Consider the following 21,314-nt stretch of genomic DNA (forward strand, 5'->3'; position numbering starts at 1 on the left):
CCACCAACCGGGCCACACGATCCCGCAGATCCAGCGAATAGGGTCGACCCATGCGAGCTGGCCTCCCGTCCAGCCCGCATCTTGAATCATGATCCGCCCACAACCAGAATCCCGATTCAGCTAACCGCGGTCACGCTCTAGATCGAGCTCAATTCCGCTCATTCCGGCGAAGGCCGGGATGAGCGGGCAGAGTGTCTATGTTATTGAAATCTCAAGGATCCAGCTGAGTCGGGACACGAGCGCCGGGCCGCTACTTCGGCGGTGGCTTGGACGCGCCGCCGGCCATGAAGGCGGTGATCACCGCGGTGATCACGGCTGGGTTGCGGACCAGCACCGTAGCGGCCGCCGCGGCCGCGCCTAGCGCGATCAGCGGCCGTTCCTTGGCCATCACGATCAGCCGGTCGACCAGCGAGCCGCCGTCAGGCTTGACGCCCTTCTGCGGGCGCGGCGTGACCTTGCGGGTGGTCAGCCAGGCCACGATCAAGGCGAGCAGGGCGAAGGCCCCGGCGACCGCCGCCGCGCCACCGGCCGGGCCGATGTACTCGCGCGCCACCGCATAGAGCGCGAAGGACGCGGCCACCACGCAGACGGCCGCAGCCGCCGCGACGGCGGCGATGGCGGCGGCGTAGCGGAAGATCGGCTTGAAGTTCAACGCCGCGAGGCGAGCAGCATGCCGATCAGGACGCCGATCCCCAGCGCCGCGCCGGTGGCGGCGAGCGGACGGGCGCGAATCTGTTCGCTGGCGATCCGGGTGGCCTCGTCCAGCTGTTCGCCGGCCACGTCGGCATAGACCCGGCTCTGGGCGCGCAGCTGTTCCAGGCCCTGCTGGACCACGGTCTCGATTCGCTTGGCCGCATCGGCGATCGCCTTCTGGGCGTCGGCGCTGATCTTGGCGGCGGTGTCGTTGGCCGCATCGGCCACATCTTCGGTCGTCAGGGGGCCGGCATTGGCGGGCATGGTCTCATCTCCGAACGCAAGCACTCCCCTCACGGGAGGCTTCGCCACAACGCGATGCAATATAGGTCGTTCCGGGCTACGGCGCAAAGAGCTCGCGTTGCAGCCACGAAAGATTGCATGGCTCGCCAGTCGCTTCGGCGCGCGGGTTTTCCTATGTTCGTGGGATGACACAGGACCTGGGCCCCAGCTCGGACCTCAGACGGCTGGAGCTTGCGCTTCAGGCCGCGGGCCTGGGCGAGTTCCAGTGGGACCTCGAGCGCAACACCCTGCTCGTCAGCGACCGCATGGCTGCGATCACGGGCTTTCCGGCGGGAGATGTCTCTCAGGTCGGGGACCTGATGGACCTGCACGCTCATCCGGACGACCGGGAGAGGTTCCGGGCTTATCGGACGGCGGCCGTGCAGTCCGGGAGCGCGTTCGACGTGCGGTTCCGGATGATCCGGCCCACCGACGGCGCCACCATCTGGCTGCGGCTGGCCGGCGCGATCAGCCGCGACGCGGCCGGCGCCGCCAAGCGCATCACCGGGATCGTCGAGGACGTCAGCCGCCATCACCTGGAGGAAGACACCCGCCAGCAGCTGATGAGCGAGCTGGACCACCGGGTGAAGAACGTGCTGGCCGCCGTCCAGGCCCTGGCCCAGCAGACCGCCAAGCGGACCACCTCGCTGGAGGGGTTCCTGTCGACGTTCGGCGGGCGGCTGAAGGCGATGGCCTCGGCCAACGAGCTGCTGACCGCCGCGCGCTGGCGCGGGGCGGCGATCGATCACCTGGCCGCCGCCGAGCTGGGCGCCATCGCGCCAGGCCAGGCCAGCTGGGAGGGGCCGGAGCTGTTCCTGACCCCCCGCGCCGCCAACGCCCTGTCGCTGGCGCTCCATGAGCTGGCCACCAATGCGGTTAAGTTCGGGGCGCTGTCGGTGGAGGACGGCCACGTGGCCCTGCGGTGGTCCGCCCTGCCGAACGGCGGCTTCGAGCTGGTCTGGACCGAGAGCGGCGGCCCCACCGTGACACCGCCCGCCCGCCGCGGCTTCGGGTCGACGCTGCTGAACCAGGTCACCGGCCGCGAGCTGAACGGCGAGACCGTGGTGGACTATCGCCCGGCTGGCGTCCGCGTCCGCCTGCTGGCCGGGCCCCAGGCCATGGCCGAGCGGCCCGACGTGGTGCCCGAGGCCCCCACCGTGCGGGTCACCGAGACCGTCGCCACGTCCCGCGGCCCGGCCAACCTGAAGGGCGCGCGGGTGCTGATCGTCGAGGATGCGGTGTTGCTGGCGTTGGAGCTGGAGACCGGGCTGTCCGAGGCGGGCGCCCAGGTGGTGGGGCCGGCCTATGAGTTGGAGGAGGCCCTGGCCCTGCTGGATCAGAAGATCGACGCCGCGGTGCTGGACGCCAACCTCAACGGCCGCTCGGTGACGCCGGTCGCCGAACTGCTCCGCCAGCGCGGCATCCCCTTCGTCTTCGCCACCGGCTATGGCGAGACCGGCGGCGCGCCCGGCGGGTTCTCGGCCCCGGTGATCCGCAAGCCCTATGACGTCACCCAGGTGGCGGCCGCGGTCGCCGAGCTGCTGGCGGGGCGTTAGACCAGGGACGCATCACATCGACGGCTCTCGGGTTTGGCGATGTGGGAACGGACCATCTTCGACGAAGAATTGCGGGAAGAGATCGTCCCAGCCGGGATTGTCCCGCTCGATCAGATTGATCTTCCCGTCTCGCCGGTACTTCTTGAGGGACTTCTCGCGCTGGATGGCGGCGACAACGCTGTCGTGCAGTTCGAACCAGGCAAGCCGCTTGACGCCGTGACGCTTGGTGAAACCCTCGATCTCACCTTCGCGGTGCTGACCGACGCGCCGCAAGAGTTCGCTGGTGACACCGATATACAGCGTCCCGTGCTTGCGGCTCGCTATGATGCAGACGGCGTTCATGCTCCACCCCACGTTCGTCATGGCCGGGCTTTGTCCCGGCCACCCATGATCTCCGCGCTCGAGGATGAGACGCAGTGGCGCCGCCGAGCGCAATCCCCATCCGCGGTGATCTTGGATGGCCGGGACACGGCCCGGCCATGACGATCCGCGGGGATAGGGCGCAAGGGTAGCCCGTTAACCCTCCGCAGCGTCGCAGTGACGCGCGACCAGATCGCCCTGAGACAAGGCGCCACCTCTGCAGTGGGCGAAACGGCCTTTATCTCATCAACTTACGAGGGCTCGCGGCCAGGCCGCGGGGACCAGACCGGTGGTTAAGGGATCTCGCCCGGAAGCAGGCGACCCGGCTTCGACGGAGGGTCCGCGGCATAGGCCGCGGACCGCTTTGTCAGATCACGCCCAGCGCCCGCAGCTGCTTCAGGCGCGCCGGCGTGCAGTCCGCGCGCGCCGCCAGCACCTCGTCGGTGTGCTGTCCCAGGGTCGGCCCCGGCCAGCGGACCCGGCCGGGCGTGGCCGAGAGCTTGGGGAAGGCGTTCTGCATCCGGATCGCGCCGAACACCGGATGGTCGACCGAGACGATGGCGTCGCGGGCCTTGAACTGCGGGTCCTCCAGCATGTCCGGGGCGCGGAACACGCGGCTGGAGGGGATGCCCTTGGATTCGAGCAAGGCCAGCAGGTCGGGCAGGGTGAAGGTCGCGGTCCAGGCGGCGATAATGTCGTCCAGCTCGTGCTGGTTCGCGCCGCGGCTGGCGTGGTCGACGAACTTCGGATCGGCCTTCAGGTCAGGCCGGCCCATGGCCTCGGTCAGACGGGCATAGACGTTGTCGCCGTTGCCGCCGATCAGGATCATCTCGCCGTTGGCGCAGGGGTAGGCGTTGGACGGCGCGATCCCCGGCAGCACCGAGCCGGAGCGTTCGCGGACATAGCCGGTGATGTCATATTCGGTGATCAGGTTTTCCATGACCCCCAGCACGCTCTCGTAGAGCGCCGCGTCGATCACCTGGCCCTTGCCGGTGCGCTCGCGGGCGTGCAGCGCCATCAGTATGCCCATCACCGCGTGCATGGCCGCCAGGCTGTCGCCGATGGAGATGCCGGCCCGCGCCGGCGGCCGGTCGGGCTCGCCGGTGACGTGGCGCAGGCCGCCCATGGCCTCGCCTATCAGCCCGTAGCCGGCGCGCTGCGAATAGGGCCCGGTCTGGCCGAAGCCGGAGATCCTGGCCATCACCAGCCCCGGGTTGGTCGCCGACAGCACGTCATAGCCCAGGCCCCACTTCTCCATGGCGCCGGGCCGGAAGTTCTCGATGACGATGTCGGCGCCGGCGATCAGCTGCCTTGCGAGCGTCTGGCCCTCGGGCTTGCGCAGGTCCAGCCCCACCGACTTCTTGTTGCGCCCGATCACCGGCCACCAGGGCGACAGGCCCTGCGGCAGGCTGCGTCCCCACTGGCGCATGGGGTCGCCCACCTTCGGGTCCTCGACCTTGATCACCTCGGCGCCGAAGTCGCCCAGGATCTGGCCGCAGAAGGGGCCGGCGATCAGGGTCCCCATCTCGATGACCGTGAGGCCGGCCAACGGGCCGGTGTTGGCGGGGCCCTCGGAAAGCGGGGGCGTGGCGGCGGCGGATGACGGGGCGTCGATGCTCATGCGGTTTGCTTAGCCGCAAGCGACGGTCGGCTCAAAGCCCTTCGGCGTGGCGCACCTATCCCAGGGCGTAGTCGATCAGCTTGCCCAGGGTGAAGTCTCCGCCGCCGGTGTTCAGCTTCGCGTGGGGACGCCAGGTCGGCTGGTGAATGAACGACTTCTCGTCGTAGGACAGCAGACCGAGGAAGGTCTCCAGAACGACCCTGGAGCCCACTGGACCCATATGTTGCCCGCCATAGTTGAGGTCTTCCTGCTTGACCGCCTCAGGGTCTTCGCCGGCCGCCACAATGCCGGCGAGATAGGCCTCCGGCAGTTCCCGCGTGCACCCGTAGTACTCCGCCTCGCGCAGGATGTAGTACCAAAGCGGCGTGCGGTCTTTGAAGTGTCCGGCGAACCCCTGGGCCGTGATCGCGGCGCGCCGGGACTTGATCTCGGAAGGGCCGTCCTCGTCCTTGTAGCGGTTTGAGCCGGCCGACCAGACCTGGTCATTCGACAGCGGCGTGATCTTGAGCGCGGCGGCGACCTCCTCGCCGGTCGGCAGCCCCAGCCCGACACCCCGGTTGAGGTTACGGTAGGCGAGGTTGGCTTCCTGCTTGCGCTCCGGCGGAAGGCCTTCGAATTCCGGCAGGTGGGACAGCGGATTCACCACCCGGGTATCGATCCGATATGAGGGCTGCGGCACGACCGCGCCGGCCGGCGGCGCCGTCGGCGTCACGCCATCGATGAAGAAGCCCCAGTCGATCGACCAGATGCTGGTGATCGGCTCGCCGAAGCCGCGCAGGTCGTCTCCGCGCTTGCCGAACGTCGGGAACCGCGGGTTCGGGACGCCGGCGCCATCGACGCCCTTCGTGAGATTCGCTGCGCTCAGGGAATAGCTGGGCCGGACCATCGAGTGGCCGAGGCGGTAGGCCGCGCCGCTGAACTCGACGGGCATGAAGGGGTAGTCGCGACCCTTCGCCATCACCGCGGCATAGTAGGGCAGGTGCGGGGTTTCCAGGGAGCCGAAGTCCGACAACGCCGTGGACATGCAGATATGGCCGGACAGGTAGTCGAACAGCACGACCCACTGATAATGCCACCGCACCAGGCGCACCGTATTCTCGAAGCGGACGTCGGGGTCCGCGATACCGGGATGGAAGTCGTCATCCTCGTAGATCTTGTTGTGCAGTGAGATCATCGTCGCCTGCACCTGCGACACGATCTTGTTCTCGTCGTTGCGCTTGTCGCCGATCAGGGCGATCTGCGCCGGATCGTCCGGCAGCGCCGGCAGCCGCAGCAGGTCGTTGCGCGTGCTGCCGGGACCCGCGCCGGCGATGGCGTCGCCGAGCCGCAGCAGATGCCGCGCGCCGTTGGAGGCCTTGCGATAGAGCGAGGGCTGGTCGGCGGGGCCGCCGCCGTAGACGCAGTCCAGGTCCAGGGCCGGGGTCCGGAAGTCGATGACCGCCTTGGCGTCCTTCTGGCTCTGGCCGAAGCCGGTCACGTCGAGGGTCAGGTCATGGTCCACGAACTGGCCGAAATAGGTGTAGGCCGCCGGGATCGTGGCGTTCTCGTCGGACACCTCGGCCTCGATGATCGGCCTCCCTGGGTCGGGCGCGCCAACACCGTCGGCTTCAAACGAGGTCACCATGAATTCCGCCAGCTTCAGCAGCATGGCGTCGTCGGGCGCGGTGGTCTGGGTCTCGGGAAACAGGCGGTCGAAGCGTCCGTGCCGGATGCCGTCGATGGCGCCGGCGCTCAGGCCCCTTGGCGTGATCGAGTGGCCCGAGCTGTAGGGACGGAGCGACTTGGGCATTTCGTTGGATGATTGCAGCGGCACGGAGGCCCCCATTTGTGGAATTGCGGAGAGACGCGGAAAGCCACTGGTACTCGACGGGATATGCAAACCAGATCCTGCGGCAGAGGTTGGCCACTGCATCGTGACAAATACAACCGCAGGGGTTCCCTCCCGCCTTGAGTTGTACGACAGGAACAGCCCTTCGGTTGCGTTGGCGCATTCCGGAAAGCGCACGAACCCGCGGCCCTGACTGCGGAGCGGCGCGAACGCCGTGCCGGCCCGGCGCCGGCGGGGTTGGACCGGTGTCTGGCGCCGGGCCGACCGCCGCGCTAAGGTCTTGCAGGAGGCCCACCCCGGTGCTGAGACGGCTCGCCGCCTGGATGATCGCGGCGCTGCTGGCGCTGGCTTTGGTCGCGCCCGCAGCGGCCGGCACGCGGGTGGCCCTGGTGATCGCCAACTCGGCCTATCGCAGCGTCCCCAGGCTGCCCAACCCGCCCAACGACGCCAAGGTGATGGCCGACGCCTTGCGCGAGGTGGGGTTCACCGTCAGCGAGAAGAACGACCTGACCAAGCGCGACCTGGAGGCAGCGCTGAAGACCTTCGCCCAGGCCGCGCGCGGCGCCGACGTGGCGGTGATCTACTACGCCGGCCACGGCATGGAGCAGGGCGGGCTGAACTACCTCGTGCCGGTGGACGCCACCCTGGCCAGCGACCAGGACGTGGACTTCGACGCCATCCCGCTGGACCTGCTGCTGCGCTCGGTGGACGGCGCGACGCGGCTGAAGCTGGTGATCCTGGACGCCTGCCGCAACAACCCGTTCCTGACCGCCATGCAGCGGTCCGGCGGTACGCGCTCCATCGGCCGCGGACTGGCGCGGGTGGAGCCCAGCGGCGACACCCTGGTGGCCTATGCGGCGCGCGAGGGCTCCACGGCTGCGGATGGCGACGGCGGCGACAGCCCGTTCACCAAGGCCCTGGCGCGGCGGATGGTGACCCCCGGCCTGGAGATCCGCCTGCTGTTCGGTCAGGTGCGCGACGAGGTGATGAAGGTCACCGACCAGCGCCAGGAGCCGGCGATCTATGGGTCGCTTGGCGGCGACCCGTTCTACTTCGTGGCCCCAGCGGTCCCGGTCAGCGTCGCCGCCGCGCCCGTGGCCCCGCTGACGCCCCGGACCGCGGCCGACTGGCGGCTGGCCGCGATGGCCGACCGGCGCGCGGGCGCGCTGGACAAGGCGGTCGCCGACTACGGCCAGGCGTTGCAGGTCAATCCCGGCGACACCGAGTCGCTCTATGCGCGCGGCGTGCTGCACGTCGAACGCTCGGAATGGGACCCGGCGATCGCCGACTTCGACGCGGTGCTGAAGCTGCGCCCCAAGAACAGCGGCGCCTATAACAACCGCGGCCGGGCCCGGGACGGCAAGGGCGACGTGGCCGGCGCCATCGCCGACGCCACCGAGGCGATCCGCCTGGCGCCGCGGAGCGACGCCCCCTACCGCGCCCGCGCCCGCTATTACCGCCGCCAGGCCAGCTGGGACCTGGCCCTGGCCGACGCCAACCAGGTGGTCGCCCTGCAGCCGGACGGCGACGCCTACTACCAGCGCGGCGCCGTCTACGACGGCAAGGGCGACGTGGCGGCGGCCCGGGCCGACTACGACAAGGCCCTGGACCTCGACCCGAAGAACGCACGGGCGGCCGAGGCCAAAGGGCGGCTGGCGAAGGGGAAGTAGGGCCGCGTTGTCGCCGCCAGGCCTGTTCGGAGCTCCGGCGCGGGATGCTAACGTCGCCGGATGCTCCCGGTGTTCGATCCTCTTCTGCGCGGTATCGCGGTGGGCGCGTTCTGCGTCACCGGGCTCGGCGTGTGGCGCAGCGAGCTTGGCCGCGACTCGCGGGTCGCGACGCTGCTCGCCTGCTTCAGCGCCGCGGCCTGGACGCTGACCGAGTCCGACACCACCAGATCCGGGCTCGGGCAGGTCTTCCCGCTGCTGCTGCTCGCGTTTCCCGTGGCCGGGCTGTTCTGGCTGTTCGTGGCCACGGTCATCGAGGATCGCCCGCTGGCGCCGCTCGCCTTCGCCCCGGCGGCGGCGTTCGTGGTCATGGGGTCGGCCATGACGGTCGCCTCGGCGGAGGTGAGCGACAGGCTGGGCGTCGCCTTCAACGTCCTGGCGGTCCTGCTCTGCCTGCACGCGGCGCTGATGGTCCTGCGCGGCTGGCAGGGGGACCTGGTGGCGAGCCGCCGATCGCTGCGCGCCGCTATCCTGGGCTTTGCGGCCGTGTTCGCCGCGGTCCAGGGGGGTACGGGGGTGCTGCGCCTGCTCGACCCCGCGGGGCCCTGGGTCGAGTTCAGTATCCGACGCCTCGACGGGGCGGTGATCGTGGCGCTGCTCGGCGTGGCGATGGGCGCGCTGTTCCTGCACGGCCGGGCGCCGCTGTTCGCCACCGCCAGGCCGCGCGACGACGGCGCCGATCCCCGCGCGGACGCCGCCGAGCGCCTGCTGCTCGCCGGGCTGGCGGCCACCATGGACGGCGGCGCGTGGCGCAACGAGGGCCTCACCATCGGCCGGCTGGCGCGGGAGCTGGCGACGCCCGAGCACCAGCTGCGGCGGCTGATCAACGGCCGGCTGGGCCACCGCAACTTCGCCGACTTCCTCAACGGCTACCGGATCAAGGCCGCCCAGGGACGGCTGGCCGACCCCGCCCAGGCGCGCACCACCATCGCGGCGATCGCCTTCGATGTCGGCTATGGCTCGCTGAGCCCCTTCAACCGCGCCTTTCGCGCCACGACCGGCTCGACTCCGACCCTGTGGCGGCGCGACGCGCTGCAGGCCGCGGCGAATTCCGCCGAGGCTGACTGATTCCGGAAGCGACCGGCGTTTTTCACGCGCGCCGAGACCCTGGCGGGTCGAGCCGGCCATCTGGGCCCTTGCAAGGGAACCTGGCATGGACAAGCTCTTCATCGACGCCGCGCGGATCTGGCTGCTGAACATCGCGATCGTACTGCCCGTCTACGTGATCTTCGCGGGCGGGGTCTGGTTCGTCCTGTGGGTGCTGCTGGGGCGGGTCCTGCGGCCCCGCAAGATCCGCGAGGCGACGCCCACGCCCCGCCAGTTGCGCACCGAGTTCCTCTACTCGGTGCGCTCGGTCGCCATCTTCGCGACCGCGAGCATCGGCGTCACCCTGCTGGCCCGCGCCGGGGCCTATCCGCTGTCCGACCTGGCCGCGACCTGGGGCCCGGTCTGGTTCTGGGCCAGCCTGGCGCTGATGATCGTCGGCCAGGACGCCTACATCTACTGGCTGCACCGCTGGATGCACCGGTCGCGGTGGTATCGGATGCTGCACCGCCGCCACCACCTCAGCCACAATCCGTCGCCGTTCACCGCCTACAGCTTCGACCTGGGCGAGGCGGTGCTGATGACGGCGCCGTTCGCGATCCTCTGGCCGGCGATCGTCCCCACCCCCTGGGCGGTGTCGCTGCTGTTCCTGGCCCACCAGATCTTCCGCAATACGCTGCTGCATGCGGGCTATGAGCTGACGCCGGCGCGCGCCGACGGCCGGCCATGGTTCGACTGGCTGACCACCTCGACCCACCACGACCTGCATCACGGCGAGGCCGGGTACAACTACGCCGCCTGGTTCACCTGGTGGGACCGCTGGATGGGCACCGAGCACCCGGAGTATCACGTCCGCTATGCCCGCGCCGCCGGGGTGGCCCCGGCGCGCGCGCCGACCGCCTGAGGCGCGGCCGGCCGGGTCAGGCGGCGAAGTTCAGCTTCAGGCCCGGATCGGGCCAGGACATCCGGATCAGGCGGCCGGTCTCGGAGAGGGTGATGAAGGCGTCGCGCAGGCCGGCGCCGCCGAAGCAGATGTTGGTGGTCATCCGGTCGGGCGCGGGGGTCTGGCGACAGGCGCCGCCCGGCGACATGGTGGTGATCCCGGCGGTGATGGAGGCGATACAGACCTGGCCGTCGGCCTGGACCGCGAGGCTGTCGAGGAAGGCCCGCCCCGGCGCGACACCCACCATGCGTCCGCCGCGACCGCCCTTCGCGACCTGTCCCGGCGCGGCGAGGTCGAAGGCGATCAGGCGCCCGGTCCAGGTCTCCGCGGCATAGACGGTCGTCTCGTCCGGCGAGAGGCCGACGCCGTTGTAGCCGGTCGAGCCGAACGACACCTCCTCGACCCTCGAGCCGTCCGGCCGGGCGTAGTAGAGGCCGCTGAGGTGGCGCGTGCGGCCGGTGGTCTTGCCGAAATCGGTGAACCAGAAGCCGCCGCCGCGGTCGAAGACCAGGTCGTTCGGCGCCGAGAGCGGGTGGCCGCCGACCTCGCCGTAGAGCCGCTCGCCCCGGCCGGTGTTCAGGTCGACCCGGTCGATCCCGCCCGGCGCCAGGGGCCGCCCCGGCGTTCCGGTCGGCCCGCCGCCCCCGCCGTTGTTGGCCACATAGACTGCGCCGTCCGGTCCCAGGGCCGCGCCATTGGGCCCGCCGCCCAGGTCGCAGATCACCTCGACCCTGCCGTTCCACACCCGCGACAGGGTCCCGCGCCCGATCTCGACCACGATCACCGAGCCGTCGGCCATGGCGATCGGCCCCTCCGGGAACTGCAGGCCCTCGGCCAGCACCTCGAAATCCATGCGTCCCTGCTCCCGATGCGTCGGCTTCAATCCATTGTGTGGACTTTCGCGACCCGAACCCATGACGTGCGGCGGCGTCCCGCGCTACGATTGATCTTTGCAGGAGCGTCCCAATGACCGAGATCGTCTATCACGTCGTCGAGCACGATGGCGGCTGGGCCTACAAGGTCGACGGATCGTTCTCCGAGACCTTTCCGACGCACGAGGCCGCGCATCGCGCCGCGGCCCGCGCGGCGGCCGAACAGCGCCAGCCGGGCGAGACCACCGGCATCGTCTACGAGGACGCCGCCGGCCGGTGGCGGGAAGAGCTGGCCTCCGGCGAGGACCGGCCGGAGACCAGCGTCGATGACTAGCTGAGCAAGGGGCCCGCCAGCGAACGCCGCCGGCGCAGCAGGGCGCCGACGCCGCCGAAGCCGACCAGCATCAGGGTCCAGGCGGCCGGCTCGGGCACGTTCATGAAGCCGCCGCCGCCGACCTTCACGACGCCGGCCAGGGTCGTGGCGATGCCGTTCTGGTCGGTGTCGACGACGTTCAGGCCGCCCGTCTCGCTGAAGGAATTGTGCGTGCAGCAATCGTCGACGTCTGCGTTGGTCAGGCCCAGGCTGGCCCCATAGGGGGTGACCTTGTAGGGGGCCGCGGTGCCCACCGAGACCACGGTGATCGGCAGGTAGGCGAACAGGTTGGCGGCCGAGGTGACGTTGCCGGCATTGTCGCAGCCCGCGACCAGGTAGCATTCGGCGAAGGCCGCGAGGCCGCCGCCGGCATTGATGAAATCGGCGATGTCGCTGGACCGCGTCTTCAGCTCGGCGAGCTCGGCGTCGCTCAGCATGCCGCCGAAGCTGGAGGCGATGGCGATCGCCGAATAGTCCTTCAGATCGACGCCCGCGAGCTGGGTGGCATCCACCCAGTCGACGTCGGCGGCGCCGACCCCGATGGTGGCCAGGCCGTCGAAGCCCCGGCGATGGCCGCCCAGGATCGGATCGCGGCTCTCGACCCAGAGGAACTTCTTGGTCGGCGCGGCGTCGTTGTAGGTGCCACCGGTGACGAAGTTCAGCGCCACGTTCAGCTGGTTCTGGCCGCTCACCTGGCCCTGGGAATGGAAGTCCGGGTCGTGCCCGGTCAGGAAGACCGCCCCGGCCTGCGCCGCGCCGGCGGCGAAGGTGAGCGAGAGGGCCGCCGCAGCGGCGACGGACGTCGGATATTTCATGGCTTGCCCCAGATTTCGTGCGGTCGAAACAGCGCTCCGCCCGGGCCGTGCCCCCGTGCCGCTGCGTCAAATTCGCACACCCGTTGACCATAACGCGCGCACATCTGGGCGACCGCAACCGGACTCGCCCACCAGGGGAATCGGCGTTATGCGACGGTCCGCCGACGTTGCATGGCGGACCCGGGAGGCGGATCGCGGGGCCGGCCCGACCCTCACCCCGCGTTGGGGTTCACATCCCCGCCCGTCCGGCTTAAAGGCGGCGCCATGGCCGAATATGCGATCGCCCCACCGCCGGTTCCTGTCGTCCCCGTCGAAGGGGAAGCCGGGGGTTTCCCGGTCCGGCGCATCCTGTGCGTGGGCCGCAACTATGCCGCCCACCGGCGCGAGATGGGCGGCGACGACCGCGACCCGCCGTTCTTCTTCGCCAAGCCGGCCGACGCCATCGTGCCGCCGGGCCGCAACCCGGCCTATCCGCCGCGCACGGCCAACCTGCACCACGAGATCGAACTGGTGGTCGCCATCGGCGGGGTCGGATCGGACGTCCCGGTCGAGGGCGCGCTGGCGCTGGTCTACGGCTATGCGGTGGGCGTCGACCTGACCCGCCGCGACCTGCAGAACGCCGCCAAGGACAAGGGCCAGCCCTGGGAGGCGGCCAAGGGTTTCGACGACTCGGCCCCGATCTCCGCCATCCGCCGCTGGACCGGGCCGGCGCCGCAGGGCCGCATCGCCATCTCGGTGAACGGGGCGGTGAAGCAGGACGCCGTGGTGGCCGACATGATCTGGAGCGTGCCCGAGATCGTCTCCGAGGCGTCCAAGCTTTGGGCCCTGGCCCCCGGCGACCTGATCTACACCGGCACGCCGGAGGGCGTCGGGCCGCTGGTCCGGGGCGACAAGGTCACCGGCGAGGTCGAGGGCGTCGGCGCCCTCAGCTTCACGGTCGCCTGATGGGCCTGACCCTGCACAGTTCCTGGCGGGCCGGTGCGCCCTACCGGGTGCGGATCGGCCTGGCGCTGAAGGGGGTCGAATATGACTACGCCCCCGTGGACCTGGTCGCAGCCGCCGACCGCGCCGCCCTCCACTCGGCCTTCGCCGCCGCCCATCCCAACCGCCAGCCGGACGCCGTGCCCACCTGATGTCCAATTCCCTCGACGACCTCAAGGCCAACAACAGCCGGTGGGCAGCGGCCAAGGTCGCCATCGACCCCGGCTTCTTCAAGCGCCTGGAGGACCAGCAGGCGCCGGAATATCTGTGGATCGGCTGTTCCGACAGCCGGGTGCCGGCCAACGACATCGTCGGGCTGGATCCCGGCGAGCTGTTCGTCCATCGCAACGTCGCCAACCTGGCCCCGCCGCAGGACGCCAACTACCTCTCGGTGCTCCAGTTCGCGGTCGACGTGATCAAGGTGAAGCACATCCTGGTGGTCGGCCACTATGGCTGCGGCGGCGTGGCGGCGGCGGTCGACGGCAAGCGCCGCGGCCTGGTCGACCACTGGCTGCACCCGATCCGCGAGGTGCGCCATGAGCACCGCCACGAGCTGGAGGCCCTGCCCAGCGAGAAGGCCAGGTGGGACCGGCTGGTGGAGCTGAACGTCATCCGCCAGGTGCGCAACGTGGCCTCCGACGTGTTCATCCGCGAGGCCTGGGCGCGCGGCCAGCCGCTCAGCGTGCACGGCTGGGTCTACACCCTGGGCAACGGCCTGGTGACCGACCTCTCCGTGACGGTGACCGGTCCGGACGACCTGGCCGAGATGGTGGATTAACCCGCGGTGACCCGCACGCGGGCCTGGGCGCGGCGGCCGGCGGCGTCGACCACGGTCACGCGGTAGAAGCCCGGGGTTGCCGGCTTCCAGATCACCCGGCCGCTGACCGGCTCGGACGCCAGCGGCGCGCCGTTGACGTACCAGTTGAGCGCCTCGCCGCCGGCCGCCAGCGACAGGCCGCGCGCGGCGGGGCCGAAGCCCTCCACCTGCACGGTCGCGCCGTCCGGCGGAAAGATCAGGCTCGGGCCGTCGCCGTCGGGGCGCAGGCGTTGCAGGGCTGGCGGCGCGGCCTTCGGCGCGATCGGGCGCGGGGCGGCGCTGGAGGTGGTCAACAGGTCGGCGACGTCGAACAGCACCGGCAGGGCGGCGTCGCGGCCGGTGACACCGCCGCGCGCGCCGCCGTCCGGGCGGCCGGTCCAGACCACCACCACATAGCCGCCGACCACCCCCGCAGACAGGGCGTCACGGAAGCCGTAGGAGGTGCCGGTCTTGAAGGCCATGGCCGGCCGGTCACGCACCAGGGCGGCGGGGCTGGCCCCGGCCGGCGGCGGGGTCTCGCGCAGGATGTCCATCACCTGCGCGGCCGCCTCGGTGCGGACCAGGCGCCGGCCGGCTGAGCGCCGTCGCTGGGCCGCCTCGGCCTCGGTCCAGGCCAGGGGCTTGGCGACGCCGCCGTCGCCCAGCGCGGCATAGAGCACGGAGAGGTCGCGCAGGCTGACGCCCACCCCGCCCAGCGCCAGGGCCAGGCCGGCGGCGCGGGTCTGGGCCTTGGGCCGTTCCAGGATGACGCCCGCGCCGGTCAGCCGCGCCTCGAACGCCTCGGGCCCGACGCCGGCCAGGGTGGCGACGGCGGGCACGTTCAGCGACTGGGTCAGGGCCTCGCGGGCGGTGACCTTGCCGTGGAAGGTGCGGTCGAAGTTCTCTGGCTGGTAGTCTGCGAAGCGGCGCGGCGCATCGTCGATCTCGGTGTCCGGCGCGGCGATACCTTCTTCGAAGGCGAAGGCGTAGATGAAGGGCTTGAGCGTCGAGCCCGGCGAGCGGCGCACCCGGGTCATGTCGATCCAGCCGCCCTGCCCTTGCAGCCCGCTGGAGCCCACCGCGCCGCGCACCGCCCGGCCGTCGATCTCGACCACCAGGATGGCTGTGGCCGTCCCGCCGCCCTCGGCGCGGGCGGACGCGGCGGCCAAGTCCTCCAGCCGGGCCTGCAGTGGGGCGTCGAGGGTGGAGACCACCGTCGCCGTGCCGTCCGGCGCGTTGGCCGCCAGCTCGCCCGCCGCGTGCCAGGCGCGGGCGGGGAAGGCGGCGCGGGCCGGCAGGGTCTCGGCTGCGGCCTCGGCGGCCGAGGCGGCGTCGAGGCGATGGGCGTGGACGAGGCGGGCGAGGACCGCCTGGCGGGCGGCGCGAGCCCCTTGCGGCCGGCGGTCGGGGCGGCGCGCCTCGGGCGATTGCGGCAGGGCGATCAGCAGCGCCTGCTCGGCGTCGGTCAGGCTCTCGGGCTCGTGGCCGAAGTAGGAGAGGCTGGCGGCGCGCACGCCTTCAAGGTTGCCGCCGTAGGGGGCGAGGGTCAGGTAGAGCGCGAGGATCTCGCGCTTGGAGAACCGCGCCTCGAGCTGGACCGCGCGCAGCATCTCGATGAGTTTCGACCCCACCGTGCGCGGGCGCGGCTCCAGCAGGCGGGCGGTCTGCATGGTCAGCGTCGAGGCGCCCGAGGTGGCGTGGCCGTGCACGATCGCCGAACCGACGGCGCGAGCGAGCGCGACGGGATCGACGCCGGGGTGGATCCAGAACCGGGCGTCCTCCACCGCCACCACACGCCTCAGGAACTCCGGGTCCGTGCGATCGAGGTCCGCCCGCAGCCGCCAGCGCCCGTTCTCCACCGGCAGGGCCCGCAGCCACGCCCCATGCCGGTCCAGCACCACGGGTGAGGCGCTGCGGGCGCGGGCGAGGTCGGGCGGCAAGGCGGTGTCGAGGGCGAACACCATCGTCTGCGCGGCCATGAAGGCGAGCAGGCCGAGGGTCAGCCGCCGGGCCACCTCACGCCCCCGGCGCGATGCCGACCCGCCGCGCGCCCGTCCGCGCGGTCACCGTGGGCCGGTACATGTCGCGGGCCTCGGCGCCGGGGAGCAGGAAGTCGCCGGGGGTGACGGCGCGGGCGATGTAGGCGAAGGCGAACGCCTGCCTGCCGCCCAGCCCCATGGCGGCGACAAAGCGGTCGTCGCGGGCTTCCTGGGCGCTGGCCGCGCTGAGCTTGCCCAGGAAGCGGAACGGCCCGTCCTTGGCGTCGTCGGCGCCCAGCACGGTCTCGATCTCGAAGCCGGCCGGCAGGGCGTCGTCCACCACCAGGGCCAGGCTGCGGGCCTGCAGCGACTGGCCGCTGACCCGGACGATGACCCGGTCGCCCTGGCGCAGCGTCGCCGGATCGACGGCCTCGCCGCGCATCGTGAACAGCTGCTTGGTCAGGCTGAGGCCGCTGGCGGACGGGGCCGGCGCGGACACCGGCGCGCCGGTCACCGTCACCGTGCGCCAGAGCGCGCCGGTCCCGGCGTTAGCGAAGCGGGCGGCCGCCAGCTTGGTCACCGCCCAGCGGGGAGTCCCCCCGGAACCGGTCAGGGCCGTCACCCCCTGGGCGTTTATCTTCACCGGGCCGGAGACGCGCATCATGAACCAGGCGGCCTGGAGCAGGCGGGCCTGTTCCTGGGTGTTGAGGCTGTCGGCGTCGCGGACGGTGTTCTCCAGGCGGCTCTGGAGCGACCGCGCGATGCCCGGTTCGCCGGCTTCGTAAGCCAGGCTGATCACCCCGGCCAGGTCGCGCAGCGGGCTCTGGTACCAGTCGGTCGGCTCCTTGTAGCCGAGGGACGCCACGGCCTGTTTCAGCGCCGAACGCGCCCGCGCCCGGTCGCCCATCGTCGCCAGGCCGGCGCCGATCTGGGCCTTGGCCAGGGGCGAGGCTTCCGACTTCATCTGCACGTCATGCCACCAGCGCAGGCGGGCCAGGTCACCGCGGCCGCCCTTGGCCAGGACATAGAGCGCATATGCCGAGGCGCGGCGGCGCAGCACCTGGGTCGCCGCCTTCGAGGCGGCAGGATTGCCGGCCCACCAGTCGGGATACTCCATCCGGTAGGAGACGTTGGCGTAGCCGTCGGGCCGCGAGACCTCGCGCAGCGCCGCAAGCGCCCGGTCGATGGCCCCCTGGGTCACCGGGGCGCCGAGCTTCTTCGCCTCGATCAGGAAGTCGGTCGTGTACGCCCCCAGCCAGGGATCGGCCTCGGCGTCGCCGACCCGCCAGAGGCCGAAGGCGCCGTCCAGGCTCTGGCGATCCAGCAGGCGGCCCACGGCCAGGTTGAGACCGGGGTCGCCGCGCCGCAGCTTCGGGTCGAACTCGGCGCCGTAGAGCAGCGGATAGGCGCCGGAGACCAGCTGTTCGGTGCAGCCATAGGGATAGCGCGTCAGCGCCGCGGCGATCGGCGCCGGGTCGAAGCCGCGGAACGGCGAATAGCTGACCTGCAGGGTCGCATCCCCCGCGGCGAGGCCGGCCAGCAGGTCGGAGGTCGGCGTGTACGCGGTCCCCGGCTGTTGCAGCACCGAGGTGGTCCGGGTGATCCGGCCCCAGCCCAGGCGGCTCTGGATCGGGAAGTCCCGGCCGGTGGCGAAGCCGGGCCCGGTCACCCGGAAACCCATCTGGCCGAGGCCGGCGCTGCGCGGCGCGTCGAAGGCGATTCGCTGCACCGCCCGCTGGCCCAGCGCCAGGTGGAAGAGCTGGCGGATGCTGGCCAGGAAGCCGCCGCGGCCGGTGACGGTGGCCGTGTAATCGCCGGCCCGGCCCTCCACATTGTGCAGCTCCAGGGTCGCCAGGGCGTGGTCGCCGGGGGCCATGAACCGGGGCAGCGAGAGCTCCGCCACCATCGGCTCGCGGACGGTCAGGGGCTTGGAGGCCCCACCCACCGCGTCGTCGGTCCAGGCCACCACCATCAGCCGCAGCTCGCCGTTGAAGTCGGGGGCCGGCAGGTGGATCGTCGCGTGGCCCAGGCGGTCGGTCTCCAGCACCCCGGACCACAGGGCCACGGTGCGGATCGGCGTGGTGGTCAGGCCCTCGCCGCCGATCTCGTCGGCGCCGAAGCTGACATTCGCCGGGGCGCCCAGGTTGGGGTCCAGCAGGCGGCCGTAGTCGTCGCGCAGGTCGACCCGCAGCGCCCGCTTGCCGAAGTACCACTTCACCGGGTCCGGGCTGGCGAACTTGGTGAGCCGCAGGATGCCCTCGTCCACCGCCGCCACGGTCACCCGCGCCTTGCCCGCGAACCCCGCGCCCTTGATGGTCACGGGGATGTCCAGCTGGGCCTTGGACTCCGCCTTGGCCGGCGTGCCCAGGGCCACGTCGAGCCGTCGGCCCTTGGGGTCGAGCGGTACATAGACCAGGCCCAGGGCGCGGCCGGGCTTGGGCGAGGTCACCGCGTCGCGCGGCTGGATCACGCTGACCAGCACATAGACACCGCCGCCCCAGGCCGCGCTCGACTTCAGTTTGACCGTCGCGCCGTTCGCCCCCACCGAGACGGTCTTGAAGTCCACCAGTCGGTCGGTGGCCACGGCGATCTGGGCCTCGCCCGCGTAGGGCGGCTTCAGCGTGATCTCGACGGTGTCGCCCTGGCTGTAGCTCCTGGTCCCGGCGCTGACCCGCACCACGTCGGGGGCGTCCACGTCCTTGGCCGGGGCGCCCCAGCCGGAGGCGAAGCGAATGACGCTCCTGGCGCCCTCGGGCCCCGCCAGTTCCAGCCGGTAGTCGCCCCAGCCCAGCCGCCGCGCGATCCGCGCCGGCGCATTGGCGGCGATGTTCAGGATCCCCTTCTGGATCACCACGTCGCGGCTGGTGCGCCGCCACTGCCAGCGGCCGTCCTGCTGGAACCAGTCGTAGCGCCAGGTCTCGCCGATCAGGGCGTAGCCGACCCCGGCCTGGGCGCGGCGGCGGCCATAGGGGTCGGCGGCGATCACGTCGATGGCGACGGTGGGGTCCTTGCCGCCGGCCGCGACCCCCTGGTCGACCTTGGCGCCCAGGTAGTAGGCCGCCGACCGGACCTTGAACGTCGCGCCTTCGCGCACGGGCCGGCCGCCGGGCTCGAACACCGAGGCGACCAGCGCCGCCTCCAGCGGCTGCGGGCTGTCGTGGGCGGCCATCGACGGCAGGTGGATGACCGCGTGGCCGTCGCCGTCGGTGACCGTGGTCTCCAGGTCGAGGAACTGCTCCTGGAACGGCGCGCGCTGGTCGCCCCACTGGTAGTCCTTGAACTGCGGGAACGGGTCGGGATCGACCTTCAGCCGCGCCTCGCCCTGGGTCTGCAGCCCCGCACCGGCCGCGCCATAGAGGAAGCGGGCCATGACGTTGACGGCGCGGACCTCGTTGGCGCGCAGCGGGACCTGCTCGTCGCCCTTGGCGCTGACGTCCAGCCGGCTGGGCGCGAAGTCCTCGACCGAGAAGGCCAGCTCGCCGGCCGGCTTGTCGAGCCCGTCGATCTCCACCGTGGCCTTCCAGCGTCCGCGCGGCGCGCTCTTGGGCAGGACCACGCTGGCGGCGGCCGAACCGAACGGGGTCTTCTGGAAGGCGTAGCGGATCAGCTCCACGCCCGATGGCCGGCGGACCACGATGAAGCCCTTGCGGTCCTTGATGGCGCGCGCCTCGCGGTCGCGCAGCAGGGCGTTCAGCCGCACCGTCTCGCCCGGCCGGTAGATGCCGCGGTCGGCGTAGAGATAGGCGTCGACGGCGCCGGCCTGCGCCTCGCCGGGCTTGGCCTCGGTTCGCCCGCCGACCCCCTGTTTCGACAGGTCGACCGGCGAGCGGTCCAGGTCGAGGACGGCCAGGTCGCCCTGCGGCCCATAGGCCATCACCATCTTCGCATCGCCGGCCCCCTCGCCGTCCAGCAGCGGCCGCTCGAACTTCACGCGGCCGGCGGCGTCGGTGCGGGTCTCGGCCAGGCTCTCGCCGTTGCGCGCGACCAGCGACACCTTCAGGCCGGGCAGGATCTTGGCGGTCTTCAGCGAGCGGACCACCACGTCCAGGCCCTCGGAGCCCTCGTAGGCGGTCAGCGCCAGGTCGGTGAACATCACCCACCGGCGCGCCTGGGCCGGCGGGCTGGCGTCATAGTCGTCCTGCTCGCCCTCGCTGGACGACGGCTTCTTGAGGCTGCGGGCGCCCGAGGCGTCCTTGGCCCTGATCAGATAGCCGCCCGGCTGCATCTCCTTCAGCACCGCGCCCAGCGGGAACACCGTGGTGACCCGCTCGCCGTGGCCGGCGCGTACGGCGATCTCGCCCTTCCAGATCAGCCGGCCCTCGCCGCGCGGGCTGTCGTCGCCATAGTCGCCGGCGTAGTCGCCCTCGCCGGTGGGATCGGGCGCGCTGATGGATTTGCGGACCAGGTTGCGGTCGACCACGCGCCAGACCTCGACGGCGATGCGGGTGACGTTGACGGTCTCGATGCCCACCCCGTCGGCGTCCTCGCGCGGCAGGATCACCCCCTCGCCGGCGAAGCCCACATAGGGCGGCTTCTCGCCGAAGTTGAAGGCCACCTCGGCGTTCTGGGCCAGGGTCGCGCCGCCGGCGCCCGGCAGGCCCTTCAGCAGGGTGACGGTACGGTCGGTGAAGCCGACGCCGCCGACGCAGAGCTCGTCGCCCTTGACGGTGACTGCCGGCTTGGTCCCCGGATCGGGCGAGAGCAGCACGAAGTCGCCATAGGCCCGGACCGGATCCAGCGGCTGGCTCATCTGGATGCAGGCCTTGGGCTCGGCCGTCGAGACGTCGACCCGGCTGCGCCAGACCGCGAAGCCCTCGGGCCGAGGGACGCCACGTCGCCGCGCGTCGGCGCCCCGCGGCTTGCCGAACAGGCCCCACAGGCTCTTGCCCGGTTCGCCGGAGGCCAGCACCGCGGCGGGGGCGCCAGACCCCTCGAAGAGCTTGGTGGCGACGACGCCGCCGGCGAAGGCGGCAAGCGCGACGAGGATGGCTGCCGCGACCGGCGGGCGGTGCGCGGCCAGCCGCCGCAGCCGGGCGCGCCAGGACGATGCCGACCCCTCGGGATCCGACCCGCCCCCCAGCGACATGACGCCCTCCGACCTTCGATCCGCGCCCGATGGGGCGCTCGCGCCGGGGCCGCGTCAATGGGGCGCCCACGCTTGACGACGAAGGTTTTGGCTGCGTTGCATCGGACCCACGCCGCGCCCGCCGCGCCGCTCAGGATTTGCTTTCAAAGATCAATGAAATCATTGGTCTTGGCCGCGAACGCTGAGACCGAGCTGGCGGCGTGACAGACGACTTCAAGCCGCTGGACGCCTGGTTGACCCGGCACAACAAGGGCGAGACGTGCAGGTGATAGCCGCGCCGCCCGCGTAGCGCGAGGCGCCGTTCCTCGCCCGCAAACGAGAGCGGCCGGACGCGAGCAATTGTCCGCCGCGCTTTCCC

General features: G+C 71.6%; 17 protein-coding genes. 8 read left to right on the forward strand and 9 right to left on the reverse strand.

The features are described from left to right. Positions 1–250: 250 nt before the first annotated feature. Positions 251–652 (reverse strand): hypothetical protein, encoded by a 402-nt coding sequence (locus Q0R13_RS06450; protein WP_293901214.1) that lies wholly within the window; start codon positions 650–652, stop codon positions 251–253. Continuing rightward, positions 649–957 (reverse strand): hypothetical protein, encoded by a 309-nt coding sequence (locus tag Q0R13_RS06455; protein ID WP_293901217.1) that lies wholly within the window; start codon positions 955–957, stop codon positions 649–651. The genes Q0R13_RS06450 and Q0R13_RS06455 overlap by 4 nt, the downstream gene beginning before the upstream one ends. A 164-nt stretch (positions 958–1,121) precedes the next feature. On the opposite strand from Q0R13_RS06455, the gene Q0R13_RS06460 reads away from it, so the two are divergent. Next, positions 1,122–2,531: an HWE histidine kinase domain-containing protein gene (locus Q0R13_RS06460; RefSeq protein WP_293901220.1), complete on the forward strand. Its 1,410-nt coding sequence runs from the start codon at positions 1,122–1,124 to the stop codon at positions 2,529–2,531. Positions 2,532–2,543: 12 nt separating this feature from the next. On the opposite strand, the gene Q0R13_RS06465 is transcribed toward Q0R13_RS06460, so the two are convergent. From Q0R13_RS06465 to Q0R13_RS06475, 3 genes are all read right to left on the reverse strand, one after another. Then, positions 2,544–2,873 (reverse strand): GIY-YIG nuclease family protein, encoded by a 330-nt coding sequence (locus tag Q0R13_RS06465; protein ID WP_293901223.1) that lies wholly within the window; start codon positions 2,871–2,873, stop codon positions 2,544–2,546. Positions 2,874–3,258: 385 nt separating this feature from the next. Continuing rightward, entirely contained in the window at positions 3,259–4,512 is a 1,254-nt protein-coding gene (locus Q0R13_RS06470) for a CoA transferase (protein WP_293901226.1), read from the reverse strand. Positions 4,513–4,567: 55 nt separating this feature from the next. Further along, positions 4,568–6,325, reverse strand: a complete 1,758-nt coding sequence (locus Q0R13_RS06475; protein WP_293901229.1) for a peroxidase family protein — start codon at positions 6,323–6,325, stop codon at positions 4,568–4,570. Between the two features lie 314 nt (positions 6,326–6,639). Between Q0R13_RS06475 and Q0R13_RS06480 the strand changes: the two genes are divergently transcribed. The 3 genes from Q0R13_RS06480 (at position 6,640) to Q0R13_RS06490 (ending at position 10,015) form a co-directional block, all read left to right on the forward strand. After that, a complete protein-coding gene (locus Q0R13_RS06480; RefSeq protein ID WP_293901232.1) occupies positions 6,640–8,010 on the forward strand; it encodes a caspase family protein in 1,371 nt (456 codons plus the stop codon). 69 nt (positions 8,011–8,079) lie between these two features. After that, positions 8,080–9,135 (forward strand): AraC family transcriptional regulator, encoded by a 1,056-nt coding sequence (locus Q0R13_RS06485; protein ID WP_293901235.1) that lies wholly within the window; start codon positions 8,080–8,082, stop codon positions 9,133–9,135. 85 nt (positions 9,136–9,220) lie between these two features. Continuing rightward, positions 9,221–10,015, forward strand: a complete 795-nt coding sequence (locus Q0R13_RS06490) for a sterol desaturase family protein (RefSeq protein ID WP_293901237.1) — start codon at positions 9,221–9,223, stop codon at positions 10,013–10,015. A 16-nt stretch (positions 10,016–10,031) separates the two neighbouring features. Here the strand turns inward: Q0R13_RS06490 and Q0R13_RS06495 are convergent, their stop codons facing one another. Next, entirely contained in the window at positions 10,032–10,907 is an 876-nt protein-coding gene (locus Q0R13_RS06495) for an SMP-30/gluconolactonase/LRE family protein (protein WP_293901239.1), read from the reverse strand. Positions 10,908–11,020: 113 nt separating this feature from the next. Between Q0R13_RS06495 and Q0R13_RS06500 the strand changes: the two genes are divergently transcribed. Continuing rightward, complete coding sequence (locus tag Q0R13_RS06500) at positions 11,021–11,260, forward strand: DUF2188 domain-containing protein (protein ID WP_293901242.1); 240 nt, start codon at positions 11,021–11,023, stop codon at positions 11,258–11,260. On the opposite strand, the gene Q0R13_RS06505 is transcribed toward Q0R13_RS06500, so the two are convergent. Continuing rightward, positions 11,257–12,114, reverse strand: coding sequence for a PEPxxWA-CTERM sorting domain-containing protein (locus Q0R13_RS06505; RefSeq protein ID WP_293901244.1), 858 nt, complete (start codon positions 12,112–12,114; stop codon positions 11,257–11,259). The genes Q0R13_RS06500 and Q0R13_RS06505 overlap by 4 nt on opposite strands. Positions 12,115–12,378: 264 nt before the next feature. Here Q0R13_RS06505 and Q0R13_RS06510 point away from each other — a divergent pair, with 264 nt between their 5' ends. From Q0R13_RS06510 to Q0R13_RS06520, 3 genes are read left to right on the forward strand one after another with little or no spacing between them, the layout of a single operon-like run. Then, a complete protein-coding gene (locus Q0R13_RS06510; RefSeq protein WP_293901247.1) occupies positions 12,379–13,059 on the forward strand; it encodes a fumarylacetoacetate hydrolase family protein in 681 nt (226 codons plus the stop codon). After that, positions 13,059–13,247 (forward strand): hypothetical protein, encoded by a 189-nt coding sequence (locus tag Q0R13_RS22595; protein WP_366852500.1) that lies wholly within the window; start codon positions 13,059–13,061, stop codon positions 13,245–13,247. The genes Q0R13_RS06510 and Q0R13_RS22595 overlap by 1 nt, the downstream gene beginning before the upstream one ends. Continuing rightward, positions 13,247–13,873, forward strand: coding sequence for a carbonic anhydrase (locus Q0R13_RS06520; protein ID WP_293901250.1), 627 nt, complete (start codon positions 13,247–13,249; stop codon positions 13,871–13,873). Before Q0R13_RS22595 ends, Q0R13_RS06520 begins: the two co-directional genes overlap by 1 nt. On the opposite strand, the gene pbpC is transcribed toward Q0R13_RS06520, so the two are convergent. Both pbpC and Q0R13_RS06530 read right to left on the reverse strand, forming a co-directional pair. Then, a complete protein-coding gene (gene pbpC, locus Q0R13_RS06525) occupies positions 13,870–15,870 on the reverse strand; it encodes a penicillin-binding protein 1C (protein ID WP_293901538.1) in 2,001 nt (666 codons plus the stop codon). The two genes, Q0R13_RS06520 and pbpC, sit on opposite strands and share 4 nt — an antisense overlap. Positions 15,871–15,907: 37 nt before the next feature. Then, positions 15,908–20,956 (reverse strand): alpha-2-macroglobulin, encoded by a 5,049-nt coding sequence (locus Q0R13_RS06530; RefSeq protein WP_293901253.1) that lies wholly within the window; start codon positions 20,954–20,956, stop codon positions 15,908–15,910. Positions 20,957–21,314: the final 358 nt, after the last annotated feature.

It is taken from the genome of Phenylobacterium sp. (assembly GCF_025351295.1).
Lineage (GTDB): Bacteria > Pseudomonadota > Alphaproteobacteria > Caulobacterales > Caulobacteraceae > Phenylobacterium.